General features: G+C 41.7%; 15 protein-coding genes. 11 read left to right on the top strand and 4 right to left on the bottom strand.

Annotation, left to right across the window (positions count from 1 at the left end; genetic code table 11):
* Positions 1 to 54: 54 nt before the first annotated feature.
* The gene (locus EQM06_RS04975) at positions 55 to 1551 is read left to right on the top strand and encodes a cadherin-like beta sandwich domain-containing protein (RefSeq protein ID WP_128745277.1); all 1497 of its coding nucleotides are present in this window, start codon (positions 55 to 57) and stop codon (positions 1549 to 1551) included.
* 108 nt (positions 1552 to 1659) lie between these two features.
* On the opposite strand, the gene EQM06_RS04980 is transcribed toward EQM06_RS04975, so the two are convergent.
* From EQM06_RS04980 to pepF, 3 genes are read right to left on the bottom strand one after another with little or no spacing between them, the layout of a single operon-like run.
* A complete protein-coding gene (locus EQM06_RS04980; protein ID WP_128745278.1) occupies positions 1660 to 2577 on the bottom strand; it encodes an RluA family pseudouridine synthase in 918 nt (305 codons plus the stop codon).
* 7 nt (positions 2578 to 2584) lie between these two features.
* Entirely contained in the window at positions 2585 to 3391 is an 807-nt protein-coding gene (locus tag EQM06_RS04985) for an NAD(+)/NADH kinase (RefSeq protein ID WP_128745279.1), read from the bottom strand.
* 3 nt (positions 3392 to 3394) lie between these two features.
* On the bottom strand, positions 3395 to 5194 hold the full coding sequence (gene pepF, locus EQM06_RS04990; RefSeq protein WP_128745280.1) for an oligoendopeptidase F: 1800 nt from the start codon (positions 5192 to 5194) through the stop codon (positions 3395 to 3397).
* Positions 5195 to 5399: 205 nt separating this feature from the next.
* Here pepF and EQM06_RS04995 point away from each other — a divergent pair, with 205 nt between their 5' ends.
* The 7 genes from EQM06_RS04995 (at position 5400) to EQM06_RS05025 (ending at position 13439) form a co-directional block, all read left to right on the top strand.
* Positions 5400 to 6032 (top strand): hypothetical protein, encoded by a 633-nt coding sequence (locus tag EQM06_RS04995; protein ID WP_128745281.1) that lies wholly within the window; start codon positions 5400 to 5402, stop codon positions 6030 to 6032.
* 63 nt (positions 6033 to 6095) lie between these two features.
* Positions 6096 to 6299: a hypothetical protein gene (locus tag EQM06_RS05000; RefSeq protein ID WP_128745282.1), complete on the top strand. Its 204-nt coding sequence runs from the start codon at positions 6096 to 6098 to the stop codon at positions 6297 to 6299.
* Positions 6300 to 6624: 325 nt separating this feature from the next.
* Positions 6625 to 7980, top strand: a complete 1356-nt coding sequence (locus EQM06_RS05005) for an aspartate aminotransferase family protein (protein WP_128745283.1) — start codon at positions 6625 to 6627, stop codon at positions 7978 to 7980.
* A 14-nt stretch (positions 7981 to 7994) separates the two neighbouring features.
* Complete coding sequence (locus EQM06_RS05010) at positions 7995 to 9317, top strand: acetyl-CoA hydrolase/transferase family protein (protein WP_128745284.1); 1323 nt, start codon at positions 7995 to 7997, stop codon at positions 9315 to 9317.
* Positions 9318 to 9360: 43 nt separating this feature from the next.
* Entirely contained in the window at positions 9361 to 10482 is a 1122-nt protein-coding gene (locus EQM06_RS05015; protein ID WP_128745285.1) for a 4-hydroxybutyrate dehydrogenase, read from the top strand.
* 20 nt (positions 10483 to 10502) lie between these two features.
* Positions 10503 to 11990, top strand: coding sequence for a 4-hydroxyphenylacetate 3-hydroxylase family protein (locus EQM06_RS05020; RefSeq protein ID WP_128745286.1), 1488 nt, complete (start codon positions 10503 to 10505; stop codon positions 11988 to 11990).
* 18 nt (positions 11991 to 12008) lie between these two features.
* Entirely contained in the window at positions 12009 to 13439 is a 1431-nt protein-coding gene (locus EQM06_RS05025; protein WP_164914355.1) for an APC family permease, read from the top strand.
* A gap of 128 nt (positions 13440 to 13567) precedes the next feature.
* On the opposite strand, the gene EQM06_RS05030 is transcribed toward EQM06_RS05025, so the two are convergent.
* Positions 13568 to 15001 (bottom strand): sigma-54 interaction domain-containing protein, encoded by a 1434-nt coding sequence (locus tag EQM06_RS05030; RefSeq protein ID WP_128745288.1) that lies wholly within the window; start codon positions 14999 to 15001, stop codon positions 13568 to 13570.
* 138 nt (positions 15002 to 15139) lie between these two features.
* On the opposite strand from EQM06_RS05030, the gene EQM06_RS05035 reads away from it, so the two are divergent.
* The 3 genes from EQM06_RS05035 (at position 15140) to arcD (ending at position 18931) form a co-directional block, all read left to right on the top strand.
* Positions 15140 to 16246: a YkvI family membrane protein gene (locus EQM06_RS05035; RefSeq protein WP_128745289.1), complete on the top strand. Its 1107-nt coding sequence runs from the start codon at positions 15140 to 15142 to the stop codon at positions 16244 to 16246.
* A gap of 1 nt (position 16247) precedes the next feature.
* Positions 16248 to 17282: a homoserine dehydrogenase gene (locus EQM06_RS05040; RefSeq protein WP_128745290.1), complete on the top strand. Its 1035-nt coding sequence runs from the start codon at positions 16248 to 16250 to the stop codon at positions 17280 to 17282.
* A gap of 239 nt (positions 17283 to 17521) precedes the next feature.
* Positions 17522 to 18931 carry an arginine-ornithine antiporter gene (gene arcD / locus EQM06_RS05045; RefSeq protein WP_128745291.1) on the top strand — a complete coding sequence of 470 codons (1410 nt, stop codon included), beginning with the start codon at positions 17522 to 17524 and terminating at the stop codon, positions 18929 to 18931.
* The last annotated feature ends 20 nt before the right edge of the window (positions 18932 to 18951 follow it).

The following is an 18951-nucleotide window of genomic DNA, read 5'->3' on the forward strand; positions in this document are numbered from 1 at the left end:
AGAGGATTATAAGATTATAAATTCTGTTATAGCATAAACAATGGGGAGGATGTTATGAAAAGATTTTTTGCTATTTTACTTGTTATATCACTTATATTGGCCAGCAGCGGCATATCCTTTGCGGCAAGCTCTGCGGATAAATCATTGGACAAGCTTTCGGTAAGCAAGAGTAAGAGCACCAGCTCAAGTAAGACTTATGATTTATTTCCGAAGTTCGATCCGAAAGTCGCAGATTATAATGTCTTTCTGCCGGACGATACAAACAGTGCATATATTTATATGAAACCGGATGACAAAGATTATAAGGTCTATTGCGATGGAGAAGAAGTGGATGATGACGATGACTATTATGCCTCTATTAAGAAGATTAAGGACGGCGACGAAATAGAAATTGTGGTAAAAGACGAAGATGATAAAAAGCTGGATACCTATACGATTACCTTCTTCTGCGGCGATGAAGATGATGACGATGAAGCCGCGTTGGATTCCTTATCTGTAAAGACGAAAGAAGGCAAGGATTCCTACTCTAAAGTTTCCTTAAATAAGGATTTTGACGAGGATGTAAAGGATTACAAGGCTACCGTGAAAGAAAATGATTATGATACGATCCGAATTTATGCCGAAGCGAAGGATTCAGGAGCCCACGTGCTTATAAACGGCGAACTGATGGACGATGATTATTTGGATTGCAAGGTGTCAACGGGTAAAAATGAATTTGATATCGATGTGATAGCGGAAAACTGTGATGACACTAAAAAATATACCCTTACCGTAACTTATGACAGCAGCGATACGGAAGACGATGAAAAAACGGAAGCAGTTATCTCATCTTTAAGCGTGAAAGACAATGATGGCAATACAGTTTCACTGAGTCCTGCTTTCAATTCGGGGAAGAAAAATTATACGGCTAATGTAGGAAATACGGTTCAGAGTGTAAATTTTTATACGACAACGGGCACCAATATGAAAATGTATCTGAATAATACGGAACTGAACAATGCTGCCTGGAGTCAAAATTATACGTTGAAAGAGGGACCGAACAATTTTGCCATTACAGTATATTTGACGGGTGATTCCTATGACATTAAAACTTATAATGTAAGTATCTATAAACATGCTAAAAAGTTAGAGTCCCTAGTCAGTGTCCAGAATTTAAACGTAAATGGAACGCCTAAGCAGTTGAACGCTTATAACATCAGCGGAAGCAATTTTGTAAAGCTGAGAGATATAGCAAGTATACTATCCGGAACGAACAAACAATTTTCAGTAGGTTATAATGAAGCGACAAATGCAATCGCTCTGTTATCGGGAGGATATTATACAGCTAATGGGCAGGAAAACCAGTCATTAAAGGCATCGAAGGATATCATGATATCCATACAGTCGCTTACGCTGGATAATCAGTCCACCGTAATGGCTGCTTACAATATAGACGGTAATAATTATGTAATGCTCAGAGACGTGGCCTTATTGCTGAATTTCGGGCTTACCTATAACTCCGCTACCGATACGATTCAAATAACCACCAGTAACAGCTACAGCGTAAATTAATACCTATTCACAAACTCTACAAGATAAATACAAATTATGAACAAAAAAACAGCAGGGAACATTTTATCAATGTTCCCTGCTGTTTTCTTAAAGCTTTGCCGCATTTTATTAAATGGGTGATGCTGATTCTCTAAGTTTTTCTATGGTTTTCAGCATATCCTCCGGAAGGGGGGCTTCCACCTCCATAAAATTTCCGGTTACCGGATGGTAAAAGGACAGAAATCTGGCATGAAGAGCCTGTCTCTCTATCAGCCAAGGATTTTCCCCGCCATATAAATGATCGCCCAGAACCGGATGACCGATATAAGACATATGCACTCTGATCTGATGGGTACGGCCTGTCTCCAGAAGCAGCTCTACAAGAGTGTAGCCTGCAGGATACCTTTCTAAGACCTTATAGTGGGTTATGGATGGGTGCCCGCCTTCCACGACTCCGCGCTCCACCCGTTCCGGATCAGGCCGGCCCAGGGGCGCATTGACCGTTCCCTGATCTTCTTCTATCAAGCCTTTAACGATTGCCACATATCGCTTTGCCACCTTATTCTCTTTCATCTGTTTTGTAAATTCGTCCTGACTGTGAGAATTTTTTGCGACCACCAGAAGCCCGGAGGTATTCATATCAAGCCTGTTAATAAAACGGATTTTAAAGTTCTGATTTGTGTCGATCATATATTTCATAATACCGTTAGCCATGGTATGGAGCGGGTGACCCTTGGTAGGGTGCACCACATACCCCGGCTGTTTATTGATAATGAGTAAATCACTGTCTTCAAAAACAGGATATACGTCAATCGGTTCAGGTATAAAATTACTTTTTTCATCAGGAAGCTCAACGGTTATGATATCACCCACATGAGCGGGAAGATACATTTTGATTGTTTTTCCGTTTATAAAAACCAAATTATTCTGTTTTAATTTGGTCATTAACCGACCGGAAAAGGTGAAATGATTCCGAACTAAATCCTTGTAGGAAATGCCGGCATCTTCATCCTTTACGATGTATTGAAATTTATTTGTACTGTTCATGTTACCTCTACAAAAATTTGCTTTTTACTTTCGTCCAAAAATCATAGTTTTCAAAACGCAGCAGATTTACGACTTTATCAGAGAATTCAATATTGATGTTATCGATATTGTTATACGTATACTCCAGATGATCTGTAGTGATTTTTATGCCGCGTCTTGTCTCATAATCGGGTATAATGCCGAGGGATAAATCCGAAGGCAATAATATGCTCGATGTAAAAGAACGGTATGCGGTGGTGTTCATAGGTGCGATGGGAGTGACCTGCATCAATTTGAGCCTTGGATCCACGATACAGCCCCCCAGAGAATAGTTGTACGCCGTACTGCCGGCCGGTGTGGACACCAATATTCCGTCGCCGCTGAACCGTTCGATAAAGCTTCCTCCGATGGAAATATTTAAATGAACCGATCGGGACAATTCTCCTCTGATAACGATTTCATTTAATCCCACATGTTCAAAAGACTGATTATTTTCAGTGAAAACGGTAGCTTTTACCGTTGAGAAGGTCTGAAGGTGATATTTTCCGGTTTTATAGTGGAAAATAAAATCTGCCAGCTGATTTGGGCTAATTTCCTGAAAAAAGCCTAAATGACCAGTATTAATTCCAATAAATGGAATCTCAGGAAACTGAAATTTATGTATTCCCTCGAGAAATGCACCGTCCCCACCAATACAAACAATGAGTTCTGAGTCCGTATCAAGGGACTCAGAAACTATAAAACCACTGCCTTCCAGCTTTTTTGCCAAAAGCTTTTTTGTTTTCAGAGATACCGGAGTATCATTTGTGTGTATGGTAATGACTCGGTTTTTCATTTTTTATACCAATCTTTCAAATTCATCCACGAGTTTTTCAAAGGTTTCCATAGCCTGTTCAATCGGCTTCGGACTGCTCATATCCACACCGGCAATCTTTAACAATTCGATAGGGTAGTTCGATTCACCGGATTTAAGGAATTCAATATAGTTGTGTACGGCGGTTTTTCCTTCCTTCAAAATCTTATTTGAAATGGCTGTTGCAGCGGAATAACCGGTAGCATATTTATACACATAAAACGAATTATAGAAATGAGGAATTCTGGCCCATTCATATCGAATATATTCATCCTCACTTATAACCTCACCAAAATATTTTTTGTTCAGTTTTTCGTATTCATTGCACATCCATTCGGCGGTAAGCACATCACCGCGTTCAACCGCTTCGTGGGTAAGAAGTTCAAATTCAGCGAACATAGTCTGACGAAACAAGGTTGTTCTGAATTCTTCTATATATAAATTTAAAAGATATTTTTTCATGTTTACATCGGTTTCGTTCTTCAGAAGATACTGCATCAGCAAGGATTCATTTACAGTGGAAGCGACCTCTGCAGTAAAGATGGAGTGTCCGCCATATACAAAAGGCTGTGCTTCTCTGGTGTAATCTGAATTCATGGAATGACCCATTTCGTGAACGATGGTAAAGACATCCTTTAGTTTTTCGGAATAATTCAGAAGAATAAAAGGCATGCTGTCATAGCTTCCGAAGCTATAAGCACCGCTGGTTTTTCCTTCATTTTCATAAACATCGATCCAGCCCGCTTCAATCCCTTTATTCATTTTAGACAGATACTCTTCGCCTAAAGGAGCGAGACCCGCTCGCATGATGTCAAGTGCTTCTTCATAAGAAACGGTTTTATCCGGTATTTCAATCAGAGGAACATATACGTCGTACATGGTCAATTCCTCCACACCTAAGATCTTTTTACGAAGCTTCATATATCGGTGAAGGGTAGGAAGATTCTTATTTACCACATCCACCAGATTATGATACACTTCTTTTTCAATGTTGTCGCTGGACAGGGTTGCCGCTAAAGAGGAATCATATTTACGAATCCTTGCACTGACAGCATCGGTTTTGGTGTTGTAGTTATAGGTGGTCGCAATGGTATTGATCTGCTTTTTATATGCTTCGTACATGCGTTCGAACGCATCTTTTCGGATTCTTCTGTCGTAAGATTCCATGAAGTTGATATATTTGCCGTGGGTGATTTCGACCACATCTCCATCTTCATCTATGATGGTTCCGAATTTAATATCCGCATTGTTCAGCATGGAAAAAATATCTTTTGTAGCAGAAGTGACCTCGCTCATTTGAGCCAAAATATTTTCTTCGGCTTTTGACAGAACATGAGCCTTTTCTCGTAAAATGTCCAGAATCAGGTATTCGTAGAGCTTTAGTCCAGGCTCTTCCTTGATGAAACCCAGCAGCTTCTCTTCGGGAATCTCCAAAAGCTCCGGAGTAAAGAAAGACATGGAGGCGGAAGCTTTAGCCAGTAAAGTATGGCATTTGTCTGAAAAGGCCTGATACTTTGTAACTCTGTTATCCTCATCCAGTTTCATCCGTGCATATACGTAAACCTTTTCAGCTACCTGCCAAATTTTATCCTTTTCTTGAAAAGCTTCCAGCAGCAGTTCCGCACTTTCTCCCAGCCTGCCGGAGTATTTAACGTATTCGTCAGACATCTGCATGACTGCATTGTAATCCTTATCCCAATCCGCTTCATTTGGATACATACTTTCAATATTCCACTTGTACTTTTGATCAATTTGATCTCTGGTTTTTGTTTTTTTATCGCTCATTTTAAACCTCCATGTAAAAGTAATATTAGTTTCTATTTACATATCATTTATAATTGTTTAATATAATATGTATTACATGCCCCATTTTATAATGGAATATAGCAAAAATTTTAGTAGCAAGACCGCATACTAATTAATGAAATTATTATACCACAAATATTGGGTTAAATGTATTTTTAAAATATTAAAGTGAGGGATCGTGAACATGAATTATGAAGAATTATTAAAATTATTGGATATTGACAGTCCAGAGGAATTTCAGTATTTTGAGCATTTTGCCGATTTGATGGAGTGTGCTGCACCTGTTTCTTATGAGGCTCTTTTTGAACTGGCATCACAAATGGATAAAAAGATACTGGCGGAATTGATTGAAAACTATTTTGATGAAATTTCGGAAGGGCTGCCCGATGACGGAACAGAAGCCTTTACGTTTTTAAAAAATGTCAGCATGGCATTAAGAGGGATGCTGAGACTAATACCGGCAGATGAAGAAGAAGAGACCAGAGAACTGGTGGGCTTTGTGGAAGAGTTGGAGAAGTTTAGAAACTGGTATGTGGCGGACAGTACGATCGAGTGTACCCTTAAAAAGGATGGAACTGCCCAAAAAGTAACCTTCTTCGAGGCATTGGTTCTGTCCAGAATGGAAAAATTAAACGGAGAAGAATATTTCTATGGATTTGATGATGGATTGGACTATCAGCTGGATGAATATGCGGTTTCCTTTAGTGATGCTCTTCGTGCAGAGGAAGAGGAAGAAGGGTATATAGAAGAGGAGCTGGAGGAAAATCATGAATCCGAGTACAGGAGCGGACTGGAGGAAGACGAGTACGACTTTTAGCACACATTTCAGGGTATTTGCATAGTATGATTAATAATATTATCTTACATATGGAGGTGCACTATGGGCGACGGTAATTTTTGTGAAAAGGATTGTTTCAGAGACTGCAACTGTAAAGAAGATAAATGCTTTGACGAATGTAGCTGCAATAATGACTGCGGCGGCGTGGGTTCAGGACATATCATTCTGATTCTAATTGTTCTTTACTTGCTGTTCTGCAATAATAACAATTGCAGGGGCGGAGGGCTATTCGGCGGATTGTTTTAAAAAAAGATCATAAGATAGTCATGTATTAATTTATTAATACCCTTATTAATAAATTAATAAAATGCGGAGCTGATTGGCTCCGTTTTTTTTTGCGCTGTATTCTTTAAAAAATTTTGCTGAAAACATATTTGTTGAATTTAGAAGGCCTAAAGAATTCTAATTTTAAAAATTATAAAAATAATAAACCGGATTTTAATACTGGCATATTTTTTGCTCTTCTATAAGACATACATTCTATCACCGTGCTGAAACACTGGATAGAATATAAACGGTAACGGTTTAGCAACCGTTTTGTATGGTGATCATTAATAATGGAGGAGAAAAAATGGAACTGAAAAATGCATTACCTAAAATTATTACATCAGAGCTTCCCGGTGAAAAGGCGAGGAGAGTGATTGAGAGAAGACAAGGTTCTATTCCAAATGCAATCAAATGTGTATATCCCTGTGTTATGGCAAGGGCTGAAGGCGCCATGTTTGAAGATGTGGACGGAAATCTTTTCTTAGATTGGGTAGGCGGTGTAGGTGTTACCAATGTGGGATACAGTCAACCGGCCGTTATAAAAGCGGTGCAGAACCAGGCAGAAAAGTATTTTCATAGTATGATGAACATTACCACGCACGAAGGCTATATTAAGCTGGCAGAGAAAATGAATGAAATAGTTCCCGTAAGAGGAAGTCATAAAAAAACCATGTTTTTAAACAGTGGTGCGGAAGCTGATGAAAATGCTGTAAAAATTGCTAAAGCTTATACGGGCAGACCCAATATTCTCGTATTCAGCGGAGCTTTCCACGGCAGGACTCTTATGACCATGGCCATGACCGGAAAGAAAGCGTATGCAATTGGAATGGGGCCTTTCCCGGATGGAGTGTATCGGGTGGAATATCCATACTTATATCGAGCACCTAAAGGCTTGACCGAAGAAGAAGCCATCCAGTATTTTGTAAAAAAGGTGGAGGAGGCCTTTATAGAATGCTCGCCGGCAGAATACATAGCAGCTGTTGTTTTAGAACCGATTCAGGGCGAGGGAGGTTTTGTTCCGGCTCCGATGGAATGGGTAAAGGCTGTGAGAAAAATCTGTGATGAGAAAGGGATTTTGTTAATAGCCGATGAAGTTCAAACCGGGTTTGCACGTTCAGGAAAAATGTTTGCAAGCGAGTATTGGGCTGAAAGTGACTGTGCTCCCGACATCCTTACCTCAGCTAAATCCATTGCAGGGGGTGTTCCTTTAAGTGCGGTGACCACTCGTGCCGAGATTATGGATAAAGTGCCTGCCGGCACCATAGGCGGAACCTATTGCGGAAATGCACTAGCCTGTGCTGCGGCTTTAGCGGTCATTGACATTATGGAAAAGGAGGATTTTCCGGGGAAAGCCTTAAGAATATCCGAAAAGGTCATGGGCGTTTGGAAACAGTGGCAGGAAAAATACGACGTGATAGGAGATGTTAGAGGCATCGGCTGTATGATGGGCATCGAATTTGTTAAAGATAAAGAAACAAAGGAACCACATGTTGAACTGGTCAATAATATCGTTCAAGAGGCTGTAAAGCATGGACTTCTGTTAGAAAGTGCGGGAACCTACGGAAATGTTATCCGCTTCCTTGCTCCCCTTGTCATTACCGAAGAGCAGGTAGATAAAGGGCTGGAGATTTATGAGAATGCTATAAAAGCGAGCCTGTAAGGGGGGACTTTGAAATGGGATGGCAGGAACAATATCGAACGTGTATTTGTACGCCTGAAGAAGCCGTATCCCACATTAAGGACGGGGATGTGGTTTTCCTAGGGCATGCTGTGGGAGAGCCAAAGGTTTTAGTGGATGCGATGGTTGCCAATGCAGAAAGCTATCACGGAGTCATCATAAAACATATGGTCAGCTTAGGCTCGGGAGCTTATGCAGCGCCTGATCTCAAGGAGCATTTTACGGCAAGTCCCATCTTTGCCAGCGCCAATGTAAGAGCAGCGATTGAAGAGGGAATGGCCGATTTTATCCCGATGTTTTTTCATGAAGTGCCCATTATGATCAGAAAGGGCAAATTGAAGTGTGATGTGCTGATGACACAGGTAACGCCGCCGGATCAAAACGGATATTGCAGCTTGGGAACTTCTGTAGACTATACTTTTCAAGCGTTGAAATCGGCTGGAACGGTAATTGTACAGATGAATGACCAATTACCGAGGACCTTTGGGGAAAAGGTGCACATTTCAGAATTGGATTACATAGTGGAAGCATCTGTACCTCTTTATGAATCAAAGCCTGCTGTGATTGGAGAGACAGAAATGGCGATTGGCAAGCATTGTGTTTCCTTGATTGAAGATCAATCCACTTTGCAGCTGGGCATTGGCGGCATTCCGGACGCTGTTGTACAAATGCTGGGTGACAGAAAGGATCTGGGCATTCACTCGGAAATGATTGCGGACGGAACCATTCAGTTGTATGAAAAAGGGGTCATTACCGGCAGATATAAGACGGAAAATAAGTGGAAAATGACGGTTACCTTTTTAATGGGAACAAAAAAATTATATGATTTTGCTCATAACAATCCGGAGGTAGAAGTGCGGCCGGTGGATTATGTGAATCATCCGGCAGTTGTAATGAGACAGCATCGTATGGTAGCCATTAATTCCGCTATTCAAACAGATTTGATGGGGCAGATCGTAGCAGATACCATAGGCAAGCGCCAATTTTCCGGAGTGGGCGGTCAGGTGGATTTTGTTCGGGGCGCCGCAATGGCAGAGGATGGAAAATCTATTATTGCCATGCCGTCCTTTACGCAAAAGAGGGATGGACGAATCTTATCCAAAATCGTACCGTTCATAGATGAAGGGGCAGCGGTGACCACCTCCAGAAATGATATTGATTATATTATTACGGAGAATGGCGTTGCTGAAATGAAAGGCAAGACTCTTCGCGAAAGGGCAAAAAACCTGATTCAGATTGCACACGAAAGTGTTAAAGAAGAATTAAGATATGAATTTGAACGAAGATTTCATGAAAAACCGTTTTCAATGAGAAAATAAGCGAATAAAGACGGAATTTGCTTATATTAAAGGAGGAAAAGGGATGTTAGCATTAAGAATAGTACCGAAAATATTCTATTTTGATACATTTAAAGCATTTAATGAAGAATTTCATCTGGGAAAAAGAGATGTTTTGGTAACCAATGAGTGGATGTATACACCGTATGTCAAACCGTTAGATATTGATATAAATGTCATTTTTCAGGAAAAGTTCGGATCGGGCGAGCCTTCTGATGAAATGATTGACGCCATGGCAAAAAAAATCAAAGAATATGATTTTGACCGGATTGTTGCATTTGGCGGCGGAACGATCGTGGATATTTGTAAGATCTTAGCATTAGAAGTACCGGAAAAATCCGTAGATTTATTTACAGGAGCAGCAGCACCTAAAAAAATCAAAAAATTAGTCGTTGTCCCGACCACCTGTGGAACAGGCAGTGAAGTGACCAATGTGGCTATTGCGGAATTAAAGTCTCTGCATACGAAGAAAGGCTTGGCCGTGGAAGAAACGTATGCGGATGCCGCCGTTTTAATTCCGGAGTCTCTGGGCGGACTTCCGGATTATGTTTTTGCTACCAGTTCCATTGATGCACTAATTCATGCCATTGAATCCTATCTATCCCCAAAAGCTTCTGTATTTACGGAAATGTACTCCTTAAAAGCGATAGAAATGATTATGGACGGATATAAAAAGATATTGGAAAAGGGGAATACAAAAGAAAACAGACTGCCGTATTTAAAGAATTTTGCCATTGCCTCAAATTATGCGGGGATTGCATTTGGAAATGCGGGCTGTGCAGCCGTTCATGCTTTGTCCTACAGCATTGGCGGAGCCTTCCATGTACCCCATGGAGAAGCAAACTATCAGTTCTTTACCGAAGTATTTAAGATGTATGTGCGAAAAAGTCCGAATGGAAAGATTGTAAAGGCCAACCAAATTTTCGCGGATATTCTGGGGTGCGATGTGAAGGATGTTTATGAAGAGCTTGATAAGTTCTTAGGTCAATTAATTGGTAAAAGACCGCTGAAGGAATACGGAATGACACAGGAACAAATTGGTGAATTCACAGAAAGCACCATAGAGAACCAGCAGAGACTTTTAGCCAATAATTATGTACCGCTGTCGCAGGCTGAAATTCGTGAAATCTTTAAGAACCTTTATTAGTGGGATAGGAGGAAAATAGAATGGCACTTATGACCGGAAAGGAATATATAGAGAGCTTAAGAAAGCTGAAAACAAGAGTGTATATGTTTGGCGAAAAGATTGATAACTGGGTAGATCATCCTATGATCAGGCCTTCTATCAACTGTGTGGCCATGACCTATGATCTGGCTAAGGATCCTCAGTATGCAGACCTGATGACGGCAAAATCGAATCTGACGGGAAAGACCATTAACCGATTTGCCCATCTGCACCAGAGTACAGATGATTTGAAAAAAAAGGTAAAAATGCAAAGATTGTGCGGACAAAAAACAGCTTCCTGTTTCCAGCGGTGTGTAGGAATGGATGCGTTCAATGCGGTATTTTCCACTACATATGAAATCGACCAAAAATACGGAACCGGCTACCATAAAAACTTTGTGGAGTATCTAAAATATATACAGGAAAATGATCTGATCGTAGACGGTGCGATGACCGACCCGAAAGGGGACAGAGCACTTTCTCCGTCTGCTCAGAAGGATGCGGATCTATATTTAAGAATTGTGGAAAGAAAAAAAGACGGAATCGTGGTAAGAGGGGCAAAGTGCCACCAGACAGGATCCATCAACTCCCATGAGCATTTAATCATGCCAACGATAGCCCTGTCTGAGGTGGATAAAGATTATGCGGTATCCTTTGCCTGTCCTTCCGATGCAGAGGGTCTGTTCATGATCTATGGAAGACAGTCCTGCGATACCCGGAAACTGGAAGAAGGAGCGGATGTAGATCTGGGAAACAAACAGTTTGGGGGACAGGAAGCCTTAGTGGTCTTTGATGATGTATTTATTCCAAATGACAGGATCTTCTTATGCGGAGAATACGATTTTGCCGGTATGATGGTAGAGCGGTTTGCCGGCTACCACAGACAGTCCTATGGCGGATGTAAGGTGGGGGTGGGCGATGTAGTCATCGGAGCCGCAGCACTTGCAGCCGATTACAACGGAGCGGCCAAAGCTTCCCATATCAAGGATAAGCTGATAGAAATGACCCATCTGAACGAAACCTTATATAGCTGCGGAATCGCCTGTTCATCGGAAGGCTGTAAAACTGCTGCGGGAAATTATCAGATTGATTTGCTGCTGGCAAATGTGTGCAAACAAAACGTAACCAGATTTCCGTATGAAATTGTCCGACTGGCGGAAGACATAGCCGGCGGCCTGATGGTAACCATGCCGTCCGAGAAAGATTTTAAATCGGATACGGTAGTCGGAAAGAATGGGGAGACGATAGGCGATGTATGCAACAAATACTTTGCGGCAGCTCCGACTTGTACAACGGAAGAGAGAATGCGGATTTTAAGATTTTTAGAGAATATTTGTCTGGGCTCTTCCGCAGTAGGATACCGGACAGAATCCATGCACGGAGCAGGATCGCCGCAGGCTCAGCGAATCATGATATCCCGTCAGGGAAATATCAATGCTAAAAAAGAACTGGCTAAAACGATTGCCGGAATCAAGCCGAATGCGCAGTAAAGAAAGGATAGAATGTGTATGGATAATGAAAGTCAAAAATTAGTAAAAGCATTCTCCACAAAAGACGTTTTAGCATTGGCATTTGGAACAATGATTGGCTGGGGATGGATCATGCTGTCCGGGCAGTGGGCGGCAAGTGCAGGCATGCTGGGTGCAATTACGGCGTATGTAATCGGCGCGGTGCTCTGTATTTTTGTTGGAATGGCCTATGCGGAACTGACGCCTGCGATCCCGTGTACAGGAGGAAGCGTCGTATTCAGCTATAAGGCCATGGGCTATTGGCCGTCTGTTATTGCAGGATTAGCAACCGCTTTTGCCTATATTGGTGTGGCGGCTTGGGAAGGCCCTGCTTTTGCAACCGCTATAGATTATGTTGCACCAATTAAAAAGATTGGATATTTGTGGACGATTCAGGGCTATGATGTGTATGTATCGTGGGCAGCAGTCGCTGTAATCGCTTCGATCCTTATTACCTATGCTAATTACAGGGGGGCAAAGCAGGTAGCCGTTTTCCAGACCGTGGCAACTCTGGGGCTGATTCTAGTGGGGGCTCTATTTGTACTGGGCGGCATAACAAAAGGAAATCCTGAATATACAAAACCGTTTTTTACAAATATGGAAGGATTCGCTTCTGTTCTTCTCATGGTTCCGGCCATGTTTGTGGGGTTTGATGTCATACCGCAGTCGGCAGGTGAAATGAATGTGCCGCTGAAGAAAATTCCAAAGCTGTTGATTTTATCGATCTGTGCGGCGGCTCTCTGGTATATGCTGATGATTTTTGCGACCTGTATGTCCGCCCCAACAGAAATTCGTCTGTTCGGCTCCATCCCCGTAGCAGATTCCATGGCTTATGCTTATGGCAGTGCCTTCTGGGGCAAAATCTGCATAGTAGGTGCTATTTGCGGGATTTTAACCAGTTGGAACGGATTCCTTTACGGCGGAGCACGAGTAATTTATTCACTGGCTCATGCCAAAATGCTCCCGTCCTTTTTAGGGAAGATTCATCCAAAATACGGAACTCCTACTAATGCTGTTCTCCTTTGCGGAATCTTATCCACCTTTTCCTGCCTGCTGGGAAAGCAAGCCTTATCCTGGTTTGTAAATGCCAGTTCCTTTGGAGTAGTTATCATGTATGGAATGGTGGTGCTGGCATTCATTTTCTTGAGAAAGAATGCCCCGAATATGGTAAGACCGTATAAGGTGGCCTATCCAAAGCTTATTGGCGCTATGGGAATATTTGTTGCTTTGTTCTTCTTCTGGCTGTATACGCCGTTAGGCCCAAGCCCTCTGGTAGGAATAGAGTGGACTCTCGTAATCGTATGGTTCATTGCGGGCATGATCTGTGCAATATATGCAAGCGGAAAATATAAAGACGTGACCGCACAGGAGAGGGAATTGCTGCTGTTTGGAGAAGAATACGCAGATAAGTCCGATCAGAAGATAAGTTAAAGGGTGTTTAACCCAGACACCGCTTTAACGTATACCTGTAAAAAGCGGAGTGGATTTTTCCACTTCGCCTTTTTCTTTTATGCCGCTAAGAGGCTGAGCCTATTGTAAGCCTCAGATCATATAGAATTTTAAAAAGAAGAACTGATTTTAGTATTTCTGTCCAAATATTTTTCCAATTTTAGTGAGGCTGAAGGCTGACTGATCCCAAGGGCTTTAGCTACTCCGGTGGTCGTCCTATATTTTTTGTATGTATTCAGAAGCACTGTTTTTTCTACTGTCTGAAGGATTTCTTTCAGAGTTTTTTCCTGAGACAGGGCGGAAAGGCTGATTTCGTCGGGCTGAAAGATAACGGGAAGATCCTGTTCTGTTATGACCATATTATCTGATGTAAGAACGGCCCGCTCTATGGTGTTTTCCAGTTCGCGTATATTGCCGGGCCAAGAATAACTTTCCAAGTATTCCATGGCCTTGCTGGAGAAGGAACGGGTCACATGATATTGTTCCTTAAACTTTTTACAGAAATAATCTACTAATGAAAAAATATCGCTTTTTCTTTCTCTAAGAGAGGGAATGTGGAGCGTCAAAACATTTAAACGATAGAACAGGTCTTCTCTGAATTTTCCTTCACGAATCATCTGCTTTAAATCCTTGTTCGTAGCCGTAATCAATCGAAAGTCAACAGAAATTTCTTTTGTCCCGCCTACAGGCATAACCTTTTTTTCCTGAATGACCTTTAAAAGCTTGACTTGCATGCGCAGAGGCAATTCGCCTATTTCATCCAGAAAGAGAGTTCCGCCATGGGAGAGCTGTATCAAGCCTTCTTTTCCGCTGCTGCTGGCTCCGGTAAAGGCACCGGCTTCGTAACCAAAGAATTCGGATTCCAGTAAATTCTCCGGAATAGCTCCACAGTTGATAGAGACCAAGGGCTTACTTTTTCGCTTACTGTTTTGGTGGATCAGATTGGTAAATAAATTTTTACCGACGCCCGATTCTCCGGTAATCAGGAGATTCGCATCAAAACCGGCGTATTTTTCTGCCAGATAAATGCTGTTTTGGATCTGCGGGCTGGAGCCGATGATGGGATATTCCCGCTTAAACCGTTTTCTAAGCTTGGACAGTTCAATATCATAGGCTTTTAGCGTGCGCTGCAAATTCTCATATTCTTCCGTTAGATGTTCGTATTTTTCGGAATCACGGGTATAGCTTACTATTTTATACAGGGTTCCATCTTCATTTAAAATCGGAATAGAGGTACACATAAGAAAGGTTCCGTTTATGGTGCGCTGCAGCATGGTAACCGGCTCCAAGGTACGAAGAACCACCATAGAGACACAGGGATTAAAGATTTTTGCTTCTTCCATTTCCATAATGGTGGAACCGATGGCTTTATCAATGGGTATCCCATAAACTGCTTCAAATTTTGGAAGGACACTTTCTATAACACCGGTGTTGCTTATAATAGTAAAATCATCGTAAAGTATTTCTAAAATGCGGTAAAAATCTGTTTCCAGATAGCCGGCAACAGGAATTTTCATTACGTTATAATCTTGATTCATAATCATTTTATGACGTATTTATAATAAATACGCATACTCTCCTTTCTCGTTCTGTAAAGTGTAATTGTAAAATCTATTTTTAAATGATAGAATAGGTTTATCATAAATATTGTATTCACAAGGGAATTAAAGGATGTACAAAAAATGGACGAAAATCGTAAGCTAGGGTTTTTAAGCGTTGCTTTCATGTATGTAGGAACAATTATGGGTGCCGGATTTGCATCAGGGAGAGAAATCTGGCAGTTTTTTTGTGTTTTTGGAGAGAAAGGATATATCGGAATTCTTGTAATCGGCGTGATGTTCATGATGATCGGCATGATGACCAGTAAAATCGCAAGAACGCTTGCTACCAACGATATGGGGAAGATTATTGTACCCGGAGATCATCCTAAGATGGTGGATGCTGTGGGCTATTTTATGGCTGTCATGCTTTTTACTGTTCTTATCACCATGTCTGCTGCCGGAGGCGCTTTATTTTATCAGCAGTTCGGGCAGAGCAGAATTCTGGGAGGAGCCGTTATCATCTTCCTGGTGATTCTGACGGTAATCGGTGGGTTTGAGAGGGTATCAAGGGTATTTCGATTTATTATGCCGGTTTTGGTAGTCGTGGTCGTATCCGTATGTCTGATGGTGATTTTTATGGATCTGCCGGAAGCTCCCCAGCAAGCCGAAATCACGGTCAGTCCTCTGACGCCGAACTGGTTCGTATCGGCCATGCAGTACATCTCTTATAACGTGTTGGCATTGGTTCCCATCGTGGCTACGGCTTCTGTAAATGCCAAAAATGACCGGCATGCTTTTGCCGGAACTGCTCTTGGAGCTATATTTTTGGGATTGCTGGCCTTTGTGTTGGGAACTGCCATGTTTACGGATATGGGATTTTCTCAGGCAATGGATATGCCCATGCTTGGTTACTCGGCTAAAGTTTCAAAGGGCGTAAACCTGGTGTATACTTGTGTGCTGCTGTTTGCTATTTATGCTTCTGCCACCAGCAATTATTATGGGTTTACGACGAAAATGAAATCTCAAAAGCATAGAACCTTAAAAATTATTTTAATCGCATGGGCAGGGTTCTTCTGCGGTCTTATAGGGTTTACCAATGTGGTCTCTTTTATGTTTCCGATAGAAGGGTTTATGGGATTTGCTATCATTGCAATGGTTATTATCAATTTTTTTGATGTGATAAAAAAAGAAAAGAACCGATCAACGGTTGAATCCGATGAACAGGAAAAAATAGAAAGAGAGGGATAAAATGAAAACATTAAGATTAGGACTTTTAGGGTTTGGCAATGCGGGAAGAGCCTTTGCCAAAATTTTAGAAGAAAAAAAGCAGGAGATACAGGGGAGTATGGAATGCGATATTATCGTTACCGGAATTACTACCGGTTCCCGGGGAAGCCTATACAATCCGGAAGGCATTGATCTGAAAAAGGCGTGGTCAGAGCTGGAAAAGGCAGGTCATTTTGATAAAGACGGGAAAAATTACTGTGAAATGACCTCCCTGGAGTTCGTAGAAAAAGGGGAATATGACGTGATTGTTGAAATGACTCCGCTGGATATCTTTACGGGGCAGCCGGCGACGGATCACTTGAGAAGAGCCATGGAAAGAGGAAAACATGCGGTGTCGGCCAACAAAGGCCCTATCGCTTGGCATTATAAAGATTTAAAAGAACTGGCGGAAAAAATGAAGGTTCAGTTCTATTATGAGACCACGGTTATGGACGGAACACCGATTTTTAACTTAAAGGACGAGACACTAAAATTCTGCAAGGTTACTGAAGTGAACGGCATTTTAAATACCACGACCAATTATGTTCTGGAGGAGCTTGCAACGGGCAAGGCCTATGACGACGTTATAGAAGAGGGAAAGCGAATCGGCTTTGTAGAGGCGGATCCCTCCATGGATATCGAAGGGTGGGATGCTGCGGCAAAGGTGACGGCACTGCTGAATGTACTGATGGAGGCTGATATAACGCCGAAAGAGGTAGACAGGACCGGGATTGAAAACATTACATTAAAAGACATCCAAAAAGCGGAAAGCCAGGGAAAGGTGATCAAGCTCCTGTGTACGGGTACACGAACAGACGGAAAAGTAAAAGCGTCGGTTAAGCCTACCTTAGTAGAAAAAGGAAGTCTCCTGTCTGTGATCTCCGGAACCTCTTCCGTTTTGCAGATCACGACGGATTTAATGGGGAAGCTTACGATCATTGAACACGATCCGGAATTGCTGCAAACAGGCTATGGCGTATTCAGCGATGTGCTCAGAATTGTTAGAAATCTTGTATAAATAAACTCAAATTTGCGCTATAGGAAAGGCCTTCTCCATATGGAGAAGGCCTTTTTTTAACCTTTTTTGGTATATTTTACGGAAAAAAAGAAAAAGATTAAATACAAAAAATTTTTTCTGAATAGGAAGCCGAAAAAATTCCGTATTCAATATAATAGCAGGGTAATTATCAAACTATTGAGAGAAGCTTAAGTAAAACTTCGGTAAGCTTAAGCAAAAAAGAAAGGTGGTATTGTTTTATGTCAGATCATTCAAAAAAATTAGGGGTCGTAGCCTTGGTTGCTATGGTCATCAGTTCCTCTATAGGAAGCGGAATTTTCGGTATTTCTTCGGATATGGCGGGAAGCGCCAGTCCCGGAGCCGCCATTATCGCGTGGCTTATTGTAGGCTTGGGCGTTCTCATGCTGTGCCTTTCGCTTACCAATCTGATTGCAAAGAGACCGGAGTTAAGCGGTGTGTTCAGCTATGCCGAAGCTGGTTTTGGTCCCTTTGGCGGATTTATCAGCGGATGGGGATATTGGCTTTCCGCTTGGCTTGGAAACGTTGCTTTTGCGACCATGATGATGAGTGCGGTGGGATATTTTATCCCTGTCTTTTCTGGCGGACAGAATCTTTTATCCATTATCGTGGCAAGCATCATTTTATGGTTCATGTGTTTCCTTGTGAATAAAGGGATTGAAAGCGCTGCGGTTATCAATATTATAGTTACTGTATGCAAAATCGTTCCTTTGCTTATTTTTACAATTATTGCTATTATCTCTTTTAAAGCCGATATTTTTACAGCAAATTTCTGGGGAACGCTGTCCGGAAATTTTGAAGTGAAAAGTGTTTTCAGCCAGATTCAAAACAGTATGATGGTTTTGATGTGGGTGTTCGTCGGTATTGAAGGGGCTGCCATGATGGCAGACCGAGCCGAAACAAAAGCGGTGGCAGCAAAATCTACCGTTTTGGGCTTGATTGGATTACTTATTATTTATATTTTAATATCGTTGCTGCCCTATGGGTTAATGGATCGACAAACCATCGTTCAATTCGGTCAGCCGTCCATGGGATACATTTTAAAAGAGCTCGTAGGTCCTTGGGGAGCCGCCATGATCAACATTGGTCTGATTATTTCCATATTTGGATGTTGGCTGTCATGGACTATGCTCCCGGCAGAGACAACATTGCTCATGGCCAAGCAAAATCTTCTTCCCAAAAAATTCGGAGAAGTCAACTGTGCAAATTCTCCGACCTTTTCCCTGGTATTTATGACCATACTGACTCAGCTATTTGTTTTTACCCTGTTGTTTACAGAAAAGGCATATAACTTTGCTTATTCTCTTTGCACGGCGGCCATCTTTGTAACGTGGATTATGGTAACGATGTATCAGGTAAAATTTTCGTATCAGAGACATGAAAATGTTCAGCTTCTTATTGGGGTTTTAGGTTGTATTTTCTTTGCATGGGCAATTTATGCTTCCGGTCTGGAATATTTCCTGCTGTGCTTTACGGTATACATTCTCGGAATGTATTTTTACGCCAAGGCAAGAAAAGAAAACGGCTGTGAGCGAGTATTCAGCAAAAAAGATCTTATTGTGGCAGGACTTATTATTCTGGGTGCAATATTCTCGATATATTTGCTGGTGACGGGGCAGATCGCCATGTAAGAGGGCGTTATAAAAAAAGT

The organism is Aminipila luticellarii, from assembly GCF_004103735.1.
In the GTDB taxonomy this organism is placed as follows: domain Bacteria; phylum Bacillota; class Clostridia; order Peptostreptococcales; family Anaerovoracaceae; genus Aminipila; species Aminipila luticellarii.